The following is a 19467-nucleotide window of genomic DNA, read 5'->3' as shown; positions in this document are numbered from 1 at the left end:
TTTTAAAAAGGAATGGTTATGTCTAAATTAAATCCTTATTTTGGTGAATTTGGCGGGCAATATGTCCCTCAAATATTGATGCCTGTACTTGAACAACTTGAGGATGCTTTTATCTCTGCGATCAACGATCCCAGCTTCCAAAAAGAGTTTAACGATTTGTTAGTTAACTATGCAGGTCGACCTACAGCACTCACATTATGTAAAAATTTAACGGCGGGTACGAAAACCAAACTCTATTTAAAACGAGAAGATCTTGTGCATGGTGGGGCACACAAAACAAATCAAGTATTAGGGCAAGCTTTACTAGCCAAAAGAATGGGAAAAACGGAAATAATCGCCGAAACCGGTGCAGGGCAACATGGCGTTGCGTCGGCTTTAGCGTGCGCACTATTAGGTCTAAAATGCCGCATTTATATGGGGGCAAAAGATGTTAAGCGCCAAGCACCCAATGTTTTTAGAATGCGTTTAATGGGCGCAACAGTCATTCCTGTTGAAACAGGTTCTGCAACATTGAAAGATGCTTGTAACGAAGCATTACGAGACTGGTCAGGTAGTTATGAAAAAGCACATTATATGTTAGGCACAGCTGCCGGACCGCATCCGTTTCCGACCATTGTCCGAGAGTTTCAACAAATGATCAGCCGTGAAGCAAAACAGCAAATTTTAGAAAAAGAAGGTCGCTTGCCTGATGCTGTCATTGCTTGTGTTGGAGGGGGGTCAAACGCTATTGGAATGTTTGCCAATTTTATTGAAGATAAATCGGTCAGATTAATTGGTGTTGAACCGGGAGGTCATGGTATTGATAGTGGCGAGCATGGCGCATCATTAAAACATGGTAAACTAGGCATTTATTTTGGGATGAAATCGCCAATGATGCAAACCGATGAAGGACAAATTGAAGAATCTTATTCGATATCTGCGGGTTTGGATTTTCCGTCGGTAGGACCTCAACATGCATATTTAGACAGTATTGGACGGGCTGATTATGTATCGATTACTGATGACGAAGCATTAGCGGCCTTTAAAGCTCTATCACGTAGCGAAGGCATAATCCCCGCATTAGAGTCATCGCATGCCTTAGCGTACGCTATTAAGATGATCAAAGAAAATCCAAACAAAGAACAGTTATTAATTGTCAATTTATCTGGTCGTGGGGATAAAGATATCTTTACTGTTTATGATATTTTAAAAGCAAAAGGAGAAGTTGAATGAGCCGCTATCAAAAACTATTTGATAAGTTAAAGCAAGAAAAACGAGGTGCATTTGTTCCTTTTGTTCCCGTTGGTGATCCCAATCCAAAGCTCTCATTACAAATAATTCAAACATTAATTGATGCGGGTGCTGATGCATTGGAACTAGGCATTCCATTTTCGGATCCCATGGCGGATGGTCCCACCATTCAAAACGCCAATATTCGGGCATTTCAAGGTGGTATCACCGTAGATAAATGCTTCGATATTTTAGCCAACATCAGAAATCATAATGCCAATATCCCTATTGGATTACTCATCTATGCTAACTTAGTATTTAAAAATGGTATTGATAACTTCTATGCCAAGTGCGCTAAAGCAGGGATAGATTCTGTATTGATTGCAGATTTACCTGTTGAGTATGCGCAAGAGTTTATAGGCTCAGCTGAAAAAAATGGTATTGCCCCTATATTTATTTGTCCACCTAATGCCGATGATGAAGTGATTAAAAATATTGCTAAATATGGTAAAGGGTATACTTATTTGGTGTCTCGCGCTGGTGTTACAGGAACTGAAAATCGTGCCAATAAACCCCTTACCCATTTATTGAAAAAACTCATTGAATTTAATGCACCTCCTGCTATTCAAGGATTTGGTATATCTGATCCTAACCAAGTAAGTGAAGCAATTAAATCGGGAGCAGCGGGAGCAATTGCTGGTTCTGCGACAGTCAAAATTATTGAGCAACATTTGGATAACCCTCAAAAAATGTTGCATGAATTAGCCATTTTTGTCAATAAAATGAAAAATGCAACTATAAAATAGCCTCCAAAAATCGTTATTTAATATTAATCACAAAAACACGTTTTTCCGCTGAAAAATCAGCGGAAATCCTTATGATTTCATTAGAAAATATTATAATGTAATTTAATGTGAGTAATTAAAAAAATAAGACAAAATGACTATCTGAAATATTTCAATAACTTCAAGTAAAACTGTTAAAAAAGCGTGATTTTCAGTTGCATTTTTTTCAAAATATAGTATACTCATCAACCATCTATCGCGGGGTGGAGCAGCTTGGTAGCTCGTCGGGCTCATAACCCGAAGGTCGTTGGTTCAAATCCAGCCCCCGCAACCACTTAACTTTTCATCCATAACCATTTATCCTGTTATTATTGCATGAAAGTTCGAAACAAGTGGCTTCATTATAGTTAGTTTTAAATGTAAGCCTCGCATGTCGAGGTTTTTTTACGTTTCGATTTAAGCGTAAGTTTTTAAGGAATGTTGGGCTTCATGCCCTTTTTTATTTTCTGCAGTGGAGGTTTGTTTGGCTAATATAGAGCAACAATTGACCGATATCATTCAAGAGCCTGTTAATGCGCTTGGTTTTGAATTAGTCGGTATTGAATATATCCGTGGCCGTTACCCAGTGTTACGAGTTTATATTGATAGTGAAGAGGGTATTTCTGTTGATGATTGTGCTGATGTTAGCCGACAAATTAGTGCGGTACTTGATGTCGAAGATCCTATCAAAGATGCCTACAATCTTGAAGTCTCATCACCAGGTATGGACAGACCATTATTCACGCTTGAGCATTATAAACGTTTTATTGGTGAAGAAATTACGATGAGTTTACGTATCCCTGTTGCTAATCGTCGTAAATGGAAAGGACATATTAAATCCATTGATAATGAGATGATTACATTAACAGTTGATAATAATGATGAGGTATTTGCTTTTAGTAATATACAAAAAGCAAACATTGTACCTAATTTTAACCTTAAATAGAGTACGGGTGTAAAGGATGAATAAAGAAATTTTAGCTGTTGTTGAAGCGGTATCAAATGAAAAAGCACTTACGCGAGATAAAATTTTTGAGGCGTTAGAAACCGCATTAGCGACGGCAACCAAAAAGAAACATACAGTTGATATTGATGTTGTCGTTAAGATTGATCACAAAACGGGTGATTATGACACATTCCGTCGTTGGCTTGTTGTGAACGAAGTTACTCAACCGACGAAAGAAATGACTTTAGAAGCTGCGCAATACGAAGATCCTTCAGTAAAAATTGGTGATTACGTTCAAGAGCAGATAGAATCGGTTGCCTTCGACCGTATTACTACGCAAACAGCCAAACAAGTGATTGTGCAAAAAGTTCGTGAAGCTGAACGTGCGATGGTTATCGACATGTTTAGAAATCGAATCGGCGATATCGTAACAGGTATTGTTAAAAAGACTAATCGTGATAGCGTTATCCTTGACTTAGGAAATAATGCTGATGCGATGATGTCCCGCCATGATATGTTACCACGAGAAAACTTTCGTATAGGCGATAGGGTTCGCGGGATCTTATATTTAGTTGAACAAGATAATAAACCGGCACAACTTTGTATCAGTCGTTCAAATCCACAAATGATGGAAGAGTTATTCCGCATTGAAGTACCAGAAATTGGTGAAGAAATGATTGATATTAAAGGTGTTGCTCGTGATCCAGGCTCACGCGCTAAAATCGCAGTAAGCAGTAATGATCGTCGTATCGATCCTGTTGGTGCTTGTGTTGGGATGCGTGGTGCGCGTGTTCAGGCTGTATCCAATGAATTTGGTGGTGAGCGTATTGATATCGTTTTATGGGATGATAATCCGGCACAATTTGTAATTAATGCTATGGCGCCTGCCGATGTAGTTTCTATTGTTGTTGATGAAGATAAACATACAATGGATGTTGCTGTCAATGCCGACACTTTACCACAGGCAATTGGTCGTAACGGTCAAAATATTCGTTTAGCTTCGCAGCTGACCGGCTGGACATTAAATGTCATGAGTACCGAAGATTTGCAAGAAAAGCATCATGCAGAATCATTTGCAGCAATTAATAATCTGATTAAACATCTGGACATTGATGAAGAGTTAGCAAAACTTTTAGTAGAAGAAGGATTTACTTCACTGGAAGAACTTGCTTACGTTCCTGTTGATGAATTGCTTGAAATTGAAGAACTTGATGAAGAACTCGTTGAAGCATTAAGAAACCGAGCTAAAGATGCATTAACCACAATAGCATTAGCGAATAGTGGTGATAAACGACCTGCGCAAGATTTATTAGATTTGCCAGGTATGACACAAGAATTAGCCTATCAATTAGCCCAACATGATGTAATCACCTTGGAAGACTTAGCTGAACAAGGTACAGATGATCTAGTCGGGATTGAAGGTTTAACAAGTAATCAAGCTGGCGACTTTATTATGGCTGCTCGTAATATTTGTTGGTTTGCAAATGAATAATTGAGGGATAGTAATACATGACCAAAGTATCAATCGAAACACTGGCTCAAGAGATAAATACTCCAGTGCAAACACTTTTGCAACAGTTTGCTGATGCAGGTATTAAAAAAACTGCAACAGATACTGTTACACAAAAGGAAAAAGAAGCTTTGCTTGCGCATCTAAATCCTCAGCAAGGCCCAACAAAATTAACGTTACAACGTAAAACACATTCTACCTTGAATGTATCGAGTGGCGGTGGCAAAAGCAAAGAAATTAAAATAGAAGTACGCAAAAAACGTACAATTGTTAAGCAAGATCCTGCTGAACTTGAAAAAGCACGACTTGAAGCTGAACGCAAAGCCAAACAGGAAGCTGAATTAAAAGCACGTAAAGAAGCTGAAGCGCAAGCACAATTAGCTGCTCAAGAAGCCAAAAAACGTGAAGAGGCCGAAGCTGAAAAACGTGCACAAGAAGCAAAAGCGAAAGAAGCTGAAAAAGCAGCAGAACAACCAGTGACACCTAAGGTAAAAAAAGCACAAGAAGAAAAAGCGCGTCTTGAAGCCGAAGCTAACGAAATTAAACGTAAAGCTGAAGAAGAAAATCGTCGCAAACTAGAAGCCGAAGCTAAACGCATGGCTGAAGAAGCGCGAAAATTAGCAGAACAATATAGTGATGCTGATGATAATGACAATGACAACAATGGTGATGAAGAAGATTATCATGTTACTACGTCTAAATTTGCACGCGCAGCAGAAGACGATACCGACCGTGAAGTTGAAAGCGCACGTGGTCGAGGTCGTAATGCAAAACAGACCAAACAGAAAAAAGGCAGCAAATTATCTGAAGGTAAAGCAGAACGTGAAGAAGCACGTGCTGTTACTCGTGGTAATAATAAAAAGAAAGGTAAAAGTACCTTACAACAAAGTTTTAATAAACCTGTACAAGCGGTTAACCGAGATGTAGTTATTGGTGAAACGATTACCGTTGCTGAACTCGCTAACAAAATGGCAGTAAAAGGTTCAGAAGTTATCAAAACGATGATGAAAATGGGAGCAATGGCAACCATTAATCAGGTTATCGATCAGGAAACAGCTCAGCTAGTTGCTGAAGAAATGGGACACAAAGTCGTTCTTCGTCGTGAAAACGAACTAGAAGAATCTTTAATGAGTGATCGTGATACGGGTGCGGAAAAAGTGTCACGGGCTCCGGTTGTGACCATTATGGGACATGTAGACCATGGTAAAACTTCATTGCTTGACTATATTCGTAAAGCAAAAGTTGCCTCAGGCGAAGCAGGTGGTATTACTCAGCATATCGGTGCTTATCATGTTAAAACAGCAAATGGTGAGATCACTTTCTTAGATACACCGGGACATGCGGCATTTACTTCAATGCGTGCTCGTGGTGCAAGAGCAACTGATATTGTTGTTCTTGTCGTGGCAGCTGATGATGGCGTCATGCCTCAAACTATCGAAGCAATCCAACATGCTAAAGCTGCAAATGTACCTATGGTTGTTGCCGTAAACAAAATCGATAAACCCGAAGCCGATCCAGAACGTGTAAAAGGTGAACTTGCACAATATGGTGTCATGTCAGAAGATTGGGGTGGAGACACACAATTTGTTCATGTATCAGCTAAAGCAGGAACAGGTATAGATCAACTGCTTGAAGCCATTTTGTTACAAGCGGAAGTGCTTGAACTCACAGCTTACGAAACCGGTATGGCTAGTGGTGTGGTTATTGAATCATTCCTTGATAAAGGTCGTGGTTCTGTTGCTACAGTACTTGTTCAATCAGGAACATTACGTAAAGGCGATATCGTTCTATGTGGGTTTGAATATGGTCGTATTCGTGCAATGCGCAACGAATTAGGTAAAGAAGTGACTGAAGCAGGTCCATCAATTCCTGTTGAGATTTTAGGTCTATCGGGCGTACCTTCTGCTGGTGATGAAGCAACAGTTGTACGTGATGAAAAGAAAGCACGTGAAGTGGCATTATATCGTCAAGGAAAATTCCGTGACGTTAAACTTGCTCGACAACAAAAAGCGAAACTCGAAAACATGTTTACTAACATGACTGAAGGTGATGTATCTGAACTTAATATCGTGCTAAAAGCCGACGTTCAAGGTTCGGTTGAAGCGATTTCTGACTCACTACTTAAACTCTCAACCGATGAAGTTAAAGTTAAAATTATTGGTTCGGGTGTTGGTGGAATTACCGAAACGGACGCATCGCTTGCTGCGGCTTCTAATGCCATAATTTTAGGCTTTAACGTACGTGCCGATGCTTCAGCTCGTAAAGTGATTGAAACAGAAAATTTAGACCTTCGCTACTATTCAGTTATTTATGATCTGATTGATGAAGTGAAACAAGCCATGAGTGGTATGCTAGCTCCAGAGTACAAACAAGAAATTATTGGTCTTGCCGAAGTCCGTGATGTGTTTAAATCACCTAAATTTGGTGCAATCGCTGGTTGTATGGTTACTGAAGGTGTGGTTAAACGTCATAATCCAATCCGTGTTTTACGTGATAACGTGGTTATTTATGAAGGCGAACTTGAATCACTTCGTCGCTTTAAAGATGACGTTAATGAAGTTCGTAACGGAATGGAATGTGGTATTGGTGTACGTAACTATAATGATGTTCGTGTTGGGGATTCAATCGAAGTCTTTGAAACTATCGAAATCAAGCGTACAATTTAATAACGATGACATTACCATGTTATAAGCAAGGTTTATGCCTTGCTTATTCATATTTTAAGGAAAATAGATATGGCAAAAGCATTTAATCGCTCTTCTCGTGTTGGACATGAATTGCAAAAAGAGATTGCAATCATACTACAACGCGAAATCAAAGATCCACGTCTAGGCATGGTTACTGTTTCGGGTGTTGATATCTCACGCGACCTTTCCTACGCGAAAGTATTTGTAACTTTTTTAAATGATGATGATCCGCAAGTTATTGAACAAGGTCTAACCGTACTCAATGATGCGAAAGGATATATTCGAACTTTAATAGGCAAAGCAATGCGTTTACGTATTATTCCTGAAATCAAATTCTTTTATGATGAATCATTGGTTAAAGGTATGCAAATGTCTAGTTTAGTCTCTGATGTTATCAAACAGGATAACGAACGTCATAAAGATTAACATAAAAAATGCCATGATTTTAAACTAAATCTAGTGGTTTTATTTTTTAAGATAAAGAAATTAACAATGAATATTAAAAAAATTCGCCGTGAACTTCACGGCGTTTTGTTATTAGACAAGCCGCAAGGCATGACCTCGAATGATGCTTTGCAAAAAGTCAAAAGACTCTTTAACGCTAAAAAAGCAGGGCATACAGGTGCGCTCGACCCTTTAGCGACAGGCATGTTACCCATCTGTTTTGGTGAAGCGACCAAATTTTCTCAATATTTGTTAGATTCTGATAAACGATATCAAGTTATTGCTAAACTAGGTGAACGAACAGATACGTCAGATGCAGACGGTCAAATCATCTGTTCTAAACCTGTCAATATTACTCAATCACAAATTGATGAAGCGTTAACGCATTTTCGTGGGGATATTTTACAAGTGCCAACCATGTTTTCGGCATTAAAGCACCAAGGTAAACCACTTTATGAATATGCTCGGCAAGGCATTGTCATTGAACGAGAAGCAAGACCCATTACCGTTTACGAAAATCAATTTATCCAATTTGATGCCAATACTCATGAATTAACTTTAGAAATACATTGCTCTAAGGGAACGTATATTCGAACGATTATTGATGATTTAGGAGAATTACTAGGTTGTGGTGCACATGTCATTTATTTAAGACGTCTGCAAGTTTCTAATTATCCCATTCAACAAATGGTAACTTTAGATGCACTACACAATTTAGCTGATAAAGATACTTTGTTAATGCCAGTAGATAGCCCAATGAATGCGTACCCAAAGGTCACACTCACTGAACAACAAGGTAAGCATATTTTATTAGGTCGAACGATAGAAATAGATACGGTCATTAACGATGAGATAACTTCACCTCAAGAAACGTTAGTCAGGATTTATCAAGATCAAACATTTATCGGGGCGGGCGTTCAGATAAAAAATAAACTCTCACCAAAACGATTGATATCATCATAGTCATAAAACAGAATCCAACAGAAATAAACGTTCTGCTACTATTAATAATAGCGACGATGTTTAATTATAGACTAGTTAATAAATAGGGATTCTGTTTCGACAAGGTGGTATTGCAATGTTGATGCAGTTTTTTGTTTGAGTATGTCACAAAGTAAACGGGCTGATTTTCTTCCCATTTTAGATAAAGGTTTATAAATTCGGCTAAGCTGGTCTAATTCATTATATTGACGATCTTTTGAATGATTAATATAAGTAATAGCGAAAGGGGTCGTTAGCTGATCCTTGCTTTGATTCACTTGATGCAATATTCCCAGTACCGCAGCAAAAGGGTGTTGAGAATTTTTTTGATCATAATATTGTTCATCCAAATAATTTAAATGAATATTATCCGAGCAAATAATCGCAGTGGGTGGTTTGTTACTTTCAATTAATTTTTTGATAGCCGATCGCCCTTGCTCATAACTAAAGCAATGATGAATTAGGTAATTAGGATCGAACTTAATGTTAGACCTCAGAAGGGCTTGCTGATAACCTTGTAAAAAAAGAGTTGAACTCATTTTATGACTGTCATTGATGATAACTGCAATTTTTTTATGTATTTGATGCACTAAATATTGAGTAATATTATAGGCTATGGTTAAGTGATCGAAATAAACGCAGTTAAAATCAAGCGAAAAATGGTTAACTAAAATAATAGGTGGTAAGGTGGATTTGTAGTTTTTGAGGATATCTAAATAGGGAGCATCATTAATGATCATGATACCATCAAAAATGTTTTGGGTTGCATATCGAATTAAATGATGAATATCATTTGGGCTGGAATAGGCGAAGCGTAAATAAAAAAATTGGTATCCCGCTTCTTTTAAACCACTTTCTAAACCAATATTGATTAAGCTTTGCGAGAATAATTGATTATCAATAATTAAAATTTTTTGCGTTTCACACTCTACATGATAGGGTTTAGTATTAAAGGGTGTATCAATCCCCAACTCCTCAATTGCTTTATAAACACGTGATTGTGTTAATGCAGAAGTTAAATTGGGCGTGTTTAATACTCTTGACACGGACGCAATTGATAAATTTGCCTTTTGGGCAATCACAGCTAAAGTAACTTTATTCATAAAATAGGATTTTAACGTGTAACATGGTGCATCACTTTAATCATAATTTTATAATGTGTAACGGATAAAAAATGAATTTGTCGATCTTGCTTCCAAAATTAATAGCTCTTTTTTTTCAGCTATCCTCACAAATATAATGTTATAATCTTTGATAAATTTTATTGATTGGGTTTATATATGTCAGCATGGAATATTGCCATTGTTGGTGCGACAGGACAAGTAGGTTCTGCGCTCATTGAGTTACTGCAAGAGTATACTCAAAAAAATCATAGTATTGAAATTGATAATCTCTACCTAGTCGGCAGTGATAACAGTGCTGGCGAGATTATTCGATTTGCAGGTAAAAATTTAACGGTTATTGATAGTGCTCAAATGGACTTTAGTCAATGCCATTTTGCTTTTTTTGTCGCGGGTGCGAAAACCAGTGAAAAATATGCTCAACAAGCAGCACAAGCAGGATGCATTGTGATTGATGCAAGTGGCTATTTTGCTGATCAAGATCATATTCCACTGATTGTGCCACAAGTGAACAATCATGTTTTAGCTGAATACCGTAACGAAAACATTATTGCGGTAGCCAGTGCCCCCGTTTCTCAATTACTTCGCTGTGTTGCACCTTTAACGGATATCGAGTTACTCACTAATTTGCATGTAACAAGTTTCATTCCCTCTTCAATGTATGGCAAACCAGGCGTTGAAGAACTGGCTGGTCAAAGTGCTCGATTATTAAATGGAATGCCTGTTGATAATGACTTATTCGACAAACAGCTTGCTTTCAATCTGTTGCCTATTTCACATGAATCTGATAATTCATCATACGGTGAAAAATCACTGATAAATCAGATTCGTAAAGTTATCAATAATTATCAACTGCCAATATCGATTGAATCTGTTATTGTTCCGGTATTTTATGGACTTGCTCAAGCGGTAAATGTTTCTAGCAGTTTACCGATTGAATTAGATATGGCACGTTTTAGCGAATATGGTGTTGAATTACAAGGGGATACGCTTTCAACTCCTGTTACTGAAGTTAATGCCGAATCAGAATCTAATTTGACGATTAAATTATCCAATTTAAGGCATAGTTTTGGTCATTATGAACAAATCCAATTTTGGTCAGTTGCTGATAATATTCGCTATTTAGGTGGAATAATGCTCATCCAGACGCTTGAGATGCTGATTAATGACTACCTCTAAAATTGCACTGGGTATTGAATATGATGGCAGTGGATATTTTGGTTGGCAACGCCAACAATCCGTTGATTCAGTCCAAGAAAGATTAGAGTCTGCTTTATCGGTTATCGCCGATGAGCCTATTACGGTTTTTTGTGCAGGTCGAACGGATGCGGGGGTCCATGCAACAGGACAAGTTATTCACTTTGAAACAAAAGCACAACGATCTCACAGTGCTTGGACAATGGGGGTCAATTCCCACTTACCATCAAATATTGCGGTGCGGTGGTCTCAACCTGTTGCGGAAAGTTTTCATGCAAGATTCAGCGCAACTGCTCGACGTTATCGTTATGTGATTTATAATCACCGTTACCGTCCAGCAATTTTATCAAAAGGGATTACGCATTACTATTTACCCCTTAATGAAAAGCTCATGCATGAAGCTGCACAATATCTGTTAGGAGAAAACGACTTTTCATCATTTAGAGCCGCACAATGTCAGTCGTTAACGCCTTGGCGAAACATTCATCAAATTAGTGTAACCAGACAGGGTGACTATGTGATTGTGGATATAAAAGCGAATGCATTCGTACATCATATGGTAAGGAATATCGTCGGCAGTTTGCTAGAAGTTGGCGCTGAAAATCAAAAGCCGCAATGGATTGATGATTTATTGAAAGCTAAAGATAGAACACGGGCGGCAGCAACAGCAAAACCGGAAGGTTTGTATTTAGTTCAGGTGGATTATCCACTAGAATATCAAATACCTAATCTTGCATTAGGCCCCTTATTTTTGAGCTAGCTAAATGATAAGCTTAAATATGAATTAAATTAAAAAAGATGAATCTAATGAATACTGATGAAATCATTACCAATAAAGACGGTAATAATCAAAATGCGAAAAACGCAAAACTACATAGCTTAAAATTGCCTCCCCATTCCATAGAGGCAGAGCAAGCTGTTCTCGGTAGTTTAATGCTGGATAATCAGCGTTGGGATGTCGTTGCTGAAATGATAACCGAACGGGATTTTTATTCACGTCATCATCAACTTATCTTCGCTGAAATGCATATTTTAGTGGGTAAAGGAACACCAATAGATTTAATTACGCTTTCAGAAAGTTTAGAAAGTAAGGATTTGCTTGCTGACGTGGGGGGATTTGCTTATTTAGCTGAATTATCAAAAAACACCCCGAGCGCCATCAATGTTGTGGCATATAGTGATATTATTCGGCAACAAGCTATATTGCGTGAACTTATCAGCGCATCAAATGAGATTGCAGATAACTGTTATGCGACAGAAGGGCGAGACAGTAGTGAAATATTGGATTTAGCTGAAAGTAAAATCTTTCAAATTGCTGAAAGCCGTACCAAGCAAGGAGAGGGGCCAAAAAGCATAACTGAAGTGCTGGAAGCGACGGTTGCTAAAATCGAAGAACTTTTCCAACGCCCACATGATGGTGTCACTGGTGTTTCTACAGGTTTTCTTGATTTAGACAAAAAGACAGCTGGCTTGCAACGTTCAGATTTAATCATTATTGCCGCACGTCCTTCTATGGGAAAAACAACTTTCGCCATGAATTTGTGTGAAAATGCAGCAATGATGCAAGAAAAACCGGTATTAATATTCAGTTTAGAAATGCCTTCAGAACAAATTATGATGCGTATGCTCGCTTCACTTTCTCGAGTAGACCAAACACGTATTCGTACTGGTCAATTACAAGATGATGATTGGGCTCGTATTTCAAGTACCATGGGTATTTTGCTTGAAAAGAAAAATATTTATATCGATGACTCTTCCGGATTAACGCCAATGGAATTACGTTCACGTGCCAGACGTATTTATCGGGAACATAAAGGGTTAAGTATGATCATGGTCGATTATCTACAGCTGATGCGTGTACCGAATATGTCTGAAAATCGAACATTGGAAATTGCTGAAATATCACGATCATTAAAAGCATTAGCAAAAGAATTACAAATTCCGGTTGTTGCACTATCACAGTTAAATCGTAGTCTTGAACAACGGGCAGATAAAAGACCAGTGAATTCGGATTTACGTGAATCCGGATCGATTGAACAAGATGCCGATGTAATCATGTTTATTTATCGTGATGAAGTGTATAACGAAGCATCTGAACACAAAGGAATTGCCGAAATTATTTTAGGTAAACAGCGTAATGGTCCAATAGGTAAAGTAAGATTAAAATTCCAAGGTCAATTTTCACGCTTTGATAATTATGCTGATTCCAGCAAATATATGGATGATGAATAGTTAAAAAATTCCAAAGCGAAAATTGCGTAAATGTCATGACGACTAACAAGTCACTTTTACGCAATTTTATTAATGGTTAATTTTGACGGCTTTTAATATAGGCATAACTTTGTGTAAAAACAAAAATAGTAGCTTGTAGAATCACAATGCATGCACTGGTAGAAGCATCTAAATGATAACTGATCAATGTTCCCATAACGGTTGAAAAGACAGAAATTAACACCGCAATAACTAACATTCTTTCAAATCGTTTACTGATTAAAAAAGCAGTAATACCCGGCGCAATCAACATAGCAATGACCAATATAACCCCAGCTGCTTTTAGCGATCCTACAATAGTTAAAGCTAGAATACTCAGTAATCCATAATGTAATAATCGAACGGGTAATCCAACCACTCTTGCTTGAACAGGATCAAAACAATAAAGCATGAGATCACGACGCTTAATGATAACAATAATAGACACAACAGCAGCAATAAAAATAATCTGTATTAATTCTGCATAACTTGTACCAAGTACACTACCAAATAAGATATGGTTCAAATGTTGTGACGTATCAACTTTAGAAAATAACACTAAACCGAATGCAAACATACCGGAAAACACAATTCCCATGACGGTATCTTCTTTAATTCGGCTGTTTTCTTTTATATAACCGGTAGCGACTGAGCAAAATAAACCTGACACAAAAGCCCCGATAATAATGGGAATTCCGGCTAAGAAGGCAAGTACAATACCGGGTAATACTGCATGTGATATAGCATCGCCCATCAATGACCACCCTTTCAAAACTAAAAAGCACGATAGTAGGGCACAAACTATACCGGTTGCAAGCGCGGCTAAAATGGCTCTTTGCATAAGAGGAATTGTAAAAGGATGAAAAATAAAATACCCTATATCAGTCATACTTAATCCCCTTTACTTAAGCGAAGTTGTCTAATTTTGCGGCGATTAGAAATTAATCCTTGTTTAGGCGCAAATAAAAAAGCAAAAATAAAAACTAACGTTTGCAATGTGACAATAACGCCACCTGTTTCACCATTTAAAAAGTAACTAAACCACGCTCCAATAGCACTGGTTAGTGCACCAATTATTACCGAAATAATCAATAAATGTGAAAATCGATTAGTCAGCAAATAAGCGGTTGCACCGGGCGTGACAACCATTGCAATAACTAAAATTGCCCCAACCGTTTGTAAAGCTGCAACTGTGCAAGCACTTAAAATAGTAAAAAAAAGGATTTTTAAAGGTAAAGGTCTTAAACCGATTGATCTGGCATGAATTTCATCAAAAAACACAACTAATAAATCCTTCCAGAATAATAATAAAAGTACAACTGAAACCAGTATGATAATCTGCACTTGCCACATATCACTATCATCAATACCTAAAATATTACCAAAAATAATTGTCTGGGTATTAATAGAAGTCGGATTTAATGAAAGAATTAATAAACCAATCGCAAAAAAAGTAGAAAAAATAAAACCAATAATGGCATCTTCTTTTAATCGGGTCATTGCTCTTACCATGGTAATAGAAAGTGCAGCCAATAATCCCGTAAAAAAAGCGCCTACCGAATAAGGTAAACCCAGTGCATAAGCTCCGGCAACACCAGGGACCACTGAATGAGATAAAGCATCGCCCATTAATGACCATCCCTTTAACATTAAAAAGGCAGATAAAAAAGCACAAGCTGCGCCGACAATGCTACTTACCCAGATGGCTTTTAGCATAAAGTCATAACTAAATGGTTCAAGAAGGAGTTCCATTTATTGCTGTCCTTTTGGTTCATGATCATGATGTTCAACAAGTAAATCTTGATGAGGGGAATCATCTTTACCTTCACCATAAAATATTGCTGCACGTTCATCATCGGTTAAAATAGATACCTTGCGAGGATCTTCATCTTCATGTAACTTTTCACCCGAAAGACTTAAATAACGCAAAGCACCGCCAAAAGTAGTCATTAAATTTTGAGGGGTAAACGTGGATTGGGTTGATCCAAAAGCAAGAACAGTTTGATTAATCAAAACAACTTGATCACAAAATTCAGGTACACTACCTAAATTATGGGTAGAAACTAAAATTAAATGCCCCTCATCACGAAGATCCTTCAAAAGTTCAATAATGGCATTTTCTGTTTTAACATCAACCCCAGTAAAAGGCTCATCTAATAAAAGTACTTTACCTTGTTGAGCTAACGCTCTGGCTAAAAATACACGTTTTTTTTGACCGCCAGAAAGCTCGCCAATTTGTCGATGTTTAAATTCGAGCATATCTACACGCTTTAGGGCAATATCAACTTGTCTTTTATCCTCTTTACTTGGAATACGTAAAAAAGACATATGTCCATAACGTCCCATCATTACTACGTCAGACACTAACACAGGAAAATCCCAATCAACCTCTTCTGTTTGGGGTACATAAGCAATAATATTTTGTTTTAATGCTTGTTTTACAGGCGTATTATTAAAAGTCACTTGTCCCTTAGTTGGTCGTATCATCCCCATAATGCTTTTAAACAGTGTGGATTTACCACTACCATTAACGCCAACCAGTGCACATATAGTGCCACCATGTAAGCTAAAACTTGCATCATGAATAGCAGTGTGACCATTATTATAAGTCACAGTAATATCATCAACGTTTAGGCAAATTTGAGTCATCAGTTTTCAAACCCCTTAGCTATTGTTTCAACAGTCACTTTTAATAAATCGATATAGGTTGGTACTGGGCCATCTTTAGTTGAAAGTGAATCAACATATAACACACCTCCATACTTAGCACCTGTCTCTTTACTTACCTGCTTAGCCGGTTTATCCGAAATCGTACTTTCACTAAAAACAACCGGAATATTATTTTTACGAACCGTATCAATCAGATTTTTAACTTGTTTAGGTGTGCCTTGCTGCTCAGCATTAATCGGCCACAAATACGCTTCTTTAAGATTATAATCTCTTGCCAAATAACTAAAAGCCCCTTCACTGGTGACTAACCAACGCTGAGATTCTGGAATTTTGGCTAGGCGTTCTCTTAAAGGCGCATCAAGAGCTTTAATCTTAGCAACATAATCGGCAGCATTCTTATTGTAAATATCGGCATGTTTCGGATCATATTTAACAAAAGCTGCACGAATATTTTCAATATAAGTTAAAGCAAGTGTCGGAGACATCCAAGCATGTGGATTAGGATTACCTTTATAACTTCCTTCCTGAATCGGCATAGGGTCAATTCCTTCTGTTACCGTAACCGAAGGAACATCTTTAATATCTTCAAAAAAACGCTTAAACCAAAGTTCTAAATTAAGTCCATTCCATAATACTAAATCGGCAGAAAGTGCTTTGGTAATATCTTGAGGGGTTGGATCATATTCATGAATCTCGGCACCAACTTTAGTGATTGACTCAACTATCGCTGCATCGCCCGCAATATTTTGTGCGATATCTTGAATCACGGTAAATGTCGTAACAACTTTAAATTTTTTTTCTTCAGCGATTGCAGAGTTAGCCACGCCAGTAAGAATAATTAATGATGTAAAAATTAAATTTAATAAAGTTTTACGACTTTTGATAGAATTGAATTTCATTAGCAACTCCTATTTAATAATATACTCAATCATCTTCAAGATACCGAGAAATCAAGGAAAACGTGAAAGCTAAAAAGAAATCCTTTTCATAATAGCTTCCTTTAACTATCTAATAAAGTGATAAAAATAAATACACTTTAAATGTTAATGAGAATTATTATCATTTAAGTCGCTAAAGTCAAATAAATTTGTTTAATTTAGTCAATTTTTAAATTATTAGATAACGTATTTTAAATAAATATTTATTGAAAAAGGAGATAGCCTTATCTATTAAAATAATAGCCATTTTAATAATTGATTTATTGAGTTAACTATAGTTAAAAAAATTTAAAAAACATTTTAAAAATTGAATTAGCATTAAATTTAATAAAATTTATTTAAAAATGATTAAAAAACAATCCATCAGTTCACATCTGCGACATCATAAAAACCCTTTATTTTGCTAGAAAAATAAGCAAATTTTAAAAAAAATTCTTTATGAAAAAATTAATTAATTTAAGCGTTAAGATTGTAATTAATTCGTAAATCGTGTAATTTATTCACAACTTAAGGGTAATTATTTATTTTAGCCTTTAAAGGGAATGGAAATTTAGGAGAAATTATGTCAAACAGTTATCAAAATGAAGTCCCAGCTGCCCGCGTGAATATCAGTTTAGATTTACACACTGGCGGAGCCTCAAAGAAAGTTGAACTACCACTTAAAATATTGTCAATTGGCGATTATGGTCGTGGAAAAGACAAACGTTCACTTTCTGAAAAAGAAAAAGTATCGATTAATAAAAATAATTTCGATGCAGTGTTAAACGATTTTAGACCAGAAGCTAAAATAAGTGTACCTAATACACTTGCAGATGATGGTAGTGACATCAGTGTTGATTTGGTGTTTGAATCTATGAAAGATTTTTCACCAGAACAAGTCGCTAAAAAAATCCCACAACTACGTTCTTTACTTGCTATGCGCAATCTATTAAGAGATTTGAAATCAAATCTATTAGATAACGCTACTTTCCGCTATGAACTTGAAAAAATAGTGAAAGATCAACAACTCTCTGATGAGCTCCGTGCTGAATTAGAATCAATTGTATCTGAAAGTAAAAAATAAAATTTTAATCAATCAAAACTCAATTTGCACAGCAAAATATAAAGTTTGATAAAAATTAAGAGATAAAAGTAATGAACGTACAAAAACAAAGCAATGCTAGTAAAGCAACCGTAGTAGAAGAGAATAGTAGTGTTTACCAATCTTTATTCGATAAAATCAATCTAAGTCCAATCAAAAAAGCGGGTGAAATTGATAAATTTGAAGATAACGAAGTATTATTCGAAGCTTCACAAGATGAACGTGTCACAATGGCGATTGATATATTGCTAAAATTGATCCAAAGTTCATCACAAAAAATTGAAAAATTAGATAAACACTTATTAGATTATCATATCAGTCAAATAGACCAAAAATTAAGTCGCCAACTTGATGCTATTATGCATCACGAAACGTTCCAAGAAATCGAAGGAACATGGCGTGGTTTAAAATTCTTAGTTGACCGTACTGATTTCCGTCGTAATGTTAAAATTGAACTTCTAGATGTCTCAAAAGAAGAATTACGTCAAGATTTCGAAGATGCACCAGAAATCATCCAAACAGGTTTCTACCGTCATACCTATATTCAAGAATATGACACACCGGGTGGTGAACCAATTGGTGTAACAATTTCAAATTACGAGTTTGATCGCAATTCACAAGATATTGCTTTATTACGTAATATTTCTAAAGTTGCAGCTGCTGCACACATGCCATTTGTAAGCTCTGTTGGTCCAAAATTCTTTGGTAAAGAAACCATGGAAGAAGTTGCCGCAATTAAAGATATTGGCAACTATTTCGACCGTGCAGAATACACCAAATGGAACAGCTTCCGTGAAACTGATGATTCACGTTACATCGGCTTAACTTTACCAAGAGTACTTGCTCGTCTGCCTTATGGACCAGATACAATTCCAGTACGTAGCTTCAATTATGTTGAAGATGTTAAAGGACTTGATCACAACCGTTATTTATGGACTAATGCATCTTATGCGTTTGCAGCAAACATGACTCAAAGCTTCATTCGTAATGGTTGGTGTGTGCAAATTCGTGGACCGCAAGCAGGTGGACTAGTTGAAGATTTACCAATTCACCTTTATGATTTAGGTACTGGTAATCAAGTAAAAATTCCTACCGAAGTGCTTATCCCTGAAACACGCGAATTTGAATTTGCTAATTTAGGATTCATCCCATTATCTTTCTATAAAAACAGAGATTATGCATGTTTCTTCTCTGCGAACTCAACGCAAAAACCAGCACTTTATGATACAAAAGAAGCAACAGCAAACAGCCGTATTAATGCTCGTTTACCTTATATCTTCTTATTGTCACGAATTGCTCACTACTTAAAAGTTATTCAACGTGAAAATATCGGTGCAACTAAAGACCGCCGTATGTTAGAACTTGAATTAAATAAATGGATAAGCAACCTTGTCACTGAAATGACAGATCCAAGTGATGAAGTTCAAGCGGCTCACCCATTAAGAGAAGCAAAAGTCATTGTTGAAGATATTGAAGATAATCCAGGATTCTTCCGTGTTAAAACATTCTTAATTCCTCATTTCCAAATCGAAGGAATGGATATTAATTTATCAATGGTATCACAGATGCCAAAAGCTAAATCATAAGTATTAGCTTTTACTTGATTTCA

The 19467-nt window shown here is 36.8% G+C and carries 17 protein-coding genes and 1 tRNA gene; 13 read left to right on the top strand and 5 right to left on the bottom strand.

Going from position 1 to position 19467, the window contains the following annotated elements; all coding sequences use genetic code 11:
* Positions 1-18 precede the first annotated feature (18 nt).
* From trpB to truB, 8 genes are all read left to right on the top strand, one after another.
* On the top strand, positions 19-1212 hold the full coding sequence (gene trpB / locus ACGH47_RS00515; protein ID WP_411622356.1) for a tryptophan synthase subunit beta: 1194 nt from the start codon (positions 19-21) through the stop codon (positions 1210-1212).
* On the top strand, positions 1209-2015 hold the full coding sequence (gene trpA / locus ACGH47_RS00510) for a tryptophan synthase subunit alpha (RefSeq protein WP_411622355.1): 807 nt from the start codon (positions 1209-1211) through the stop codon (positions 2013-2015). Before trpB ends, trpA begins: the two co-directional genes overlap by 4 nt.
* A gap of 236 nt (positions 2016-2251) precedes the next feature.
* Positions 2252-2328 (top strand) — tRNA-Met (locus ACGH47_RS00505).
* A gap of 189 nt (positions 2329-2517) precedes the next feature.
* A complete protein-coding gene (rimP, locus tag ACGH47_RS00500; RefSeq protein WP_065559534.1) occupies positions 2518-2979 on the top strand; it encodes a ribosome maturation factor RimP in 462 nt (153 codons plus the stop codon).
* A 16-nt stretch (positions 2980-2995) separates the two neighbouring features.
* Positions 2996-4471, top strand: coding sequence for a transcription termination factor NusA (nusA, locus tag ACGH47_RS00495; protein WP_065559533.1), 1476 nt, complete (start codon positions 2996-2998; stop codon positions 4469-4471).
* A 17-nt stretch (positions 4472-4488) separates the two neighbouring features.
* Positions 4489-7155 carry a translation initiation factor IF-2 gene (gene infB / locus ACGH47_RS00490; RefSeq protein ID WP_411589987.1) on the top strand — a complete coding sequence of 889 codons (2667 nt, stop codon included), beginning with the start codon at positions 4489-4491 and terminating at the stop codon, positions 7153-7155.
* A 69-nt stretch (positions 7156-7224) separates the two neighbouring features.
* On the top strand, positions 7225-7602 hold the full coding sequence (gene rbfA / locus ACGH47_RS00485; RefSeq protein WP_065559531.1) for a 30S ribosome-binding factor RbfA: 378 nt from the start codon (positions 7225-7227) through the stop codon (positions 7600-7602).
* A gap of 66 nt (positions 7603-7668) precedes the next feature.
* Positions 7669-8583 (top strand): tRNA pseudouridine(55) synthase TruB, encoded by a 915-nt coding sequence (gene truB, locus ACGH47_RS00480; protein WP_411589985.1) that lies wholly within the window; start codon positions 7669-7671, stop codon positions 8581-8583.
* 71 nt (positions 8584-8654) lie between these two features.
* Here the strand turns inward: truB and ACGH47_RS00475 are convergent, their stop codons facing one another.
* Positions 8655-9704 (bottom strand): LacI family DNA-binding transcriptional regulator, encoded by a 1050-nt coding sequence (locus ACGH47_RS00475; RefSeq protein ID WP_411622354.1) that lies wholly within the window; start codon positions 9702-9704, stop codon positions 8655-8657.
* 177 nt (positions 9705-9881) lie between these two features.
* On the opposite strand from ACGH47_RS00475, the gene ACGH47_RS00470 reads away from it, so the two are divergent.
* From ACGH47_RS00470 to dnaB, 3 genes are all read left to right on the top strand, one after another.
* Positions 9882-10901 (top strand): aspartate-semialdehyde dehydrogenase, encoded by a 1020-nt coding sequence (locus ACGH47_RS00470; protein WP_267350513.1) that lies wholly within the window; start codon positions 9882-9884, stop codon positions 10899-10901.
* Positions 10888-11679 carry a tRNA pseudouridine(38-40) synthase TruA gene (gene truA, locus ACGH47_RS00465; protein ID WP_411622352.1) on the top strand — a complete coding sequence of 264 codons (792 nt, stop codon included), beginning with the start codon at positions 10888-10890 and terminating at the stop codon, positions 11677-11679. Before ACGH47_RS00470 ends, truA begins: the two co-directional genes overlap by 14 nt.
* Positions 11680-11741: 62 nt before the next feature.
* Entirely contained in the window at positions 11742-13151 is a 1410-nt protein-coding gene (dnaB, locus tag ACGH47_RS00460) for a replicative DNA helicase (RefSeq protein WP_411597208.1), read from the top strand.
* A 76-nt stretch (positions 13152-13227) separates the two neighbouring features.
* Here dnaB and ACGH47_RS00455 read toward each other — a convergent pair whose 3' ends face one another.
* Genes ACGH47_RS00455 through ACGH47_RS00440 form a run of 4 tightly spaced genes read right to left on the bottom strand, consistent with a single transcriptional unit; the run spans position 13228 to position 16738 of the window.
* A complete protein-coding gene (locus tag ACGH47_RS00455) occupies positions 13228-14058 on the bottom strand; it encodes a metal ABC transporter permease (protein ID WP_411599159.1) in 831 nt (276 codons plus the stop codon).
* 2 nt (positions 14059-14060) lie between these two features.
* Positions 14061-14921 carry a metal ABC transporter permease gene (locus tag ACGH47_RS00450; RefSeq protein ID WP_411622350.1) on the bottom strand — a complete coding sequence of 287 codons (861 nt, stop codon included), beginning with the start codon at positions 14919-14921 and terminating at the stop codon, positions 14061-14063.
* Positions 14922-15818: a manganese/iron ABC transporter ATP-binding protein gene (locus ACGH47_RS00445; RefSeq protein ID WP_267350505.1), complete on the bottom strand. Its 897-nt coding sequence runs from the start codon at positions 15816-15818 to the stop codon at positions 14922-14924.
* On the bottom strand, positions 15818-16738 hold the full coding sequence (locus tag ACGH47_RS00440; RefSeq protein WP_267360655.1) for a metal ABC transporter substrate-binding protein: 921 nt from the start codon (positions 16736-16738) through the stop codon (positions 15818-15820). The genes ACGH47_RS00445 and ACGH47_RS00440 overlap by 1 nt, the downstream gene beginning before the upstream one ends.
* A 601-nt stretch (positions 16739-17339) precedes the next feature.
* On the opposite strand from ACGH47_RS00440, the gene tssB reads away from it, so the two are divergent.
* A complete protein-coding gene (gene tssB, locus ACGH47_RS00435; RefSeq protein ID WP_065559521.1) occupies positions 17340-17840 on the top strand; it encodes a type VI secretion system contractile sheath small subunit in 501 nt (166 codons plus the stop codon).
* A gap of 71 nt (positions 17841-17911) precedes the next feature.
* A complete protein-coding gene (gene tssC, locus ACGH47_RS00430; RefSeq protein WP_411622349.1) occupies positions 17912-19444 on the top strand; it encodes a type VI secretion system contractile sheath large subunit in 1533 nt (510 codons plus the stop codon).
* The last annotated feature ends 23 nt before the right edge of the window (positions 19445-19467 follow it).

The sequence above is a fragment of the Gilliamella sp. CG16 genome, assembly GCF_046635785.1.
Lineage (GTDB): Bacteria > Pseudomonadota > Gammaproteobacteria > Enterobacterales > Orbaceae > Gilliamella > Gilliamella apicola_I.
Note: the sequence above shows the minus strand (reverse complement) of the source record. Positions and strands in the feature narration are given on the sequence as shown.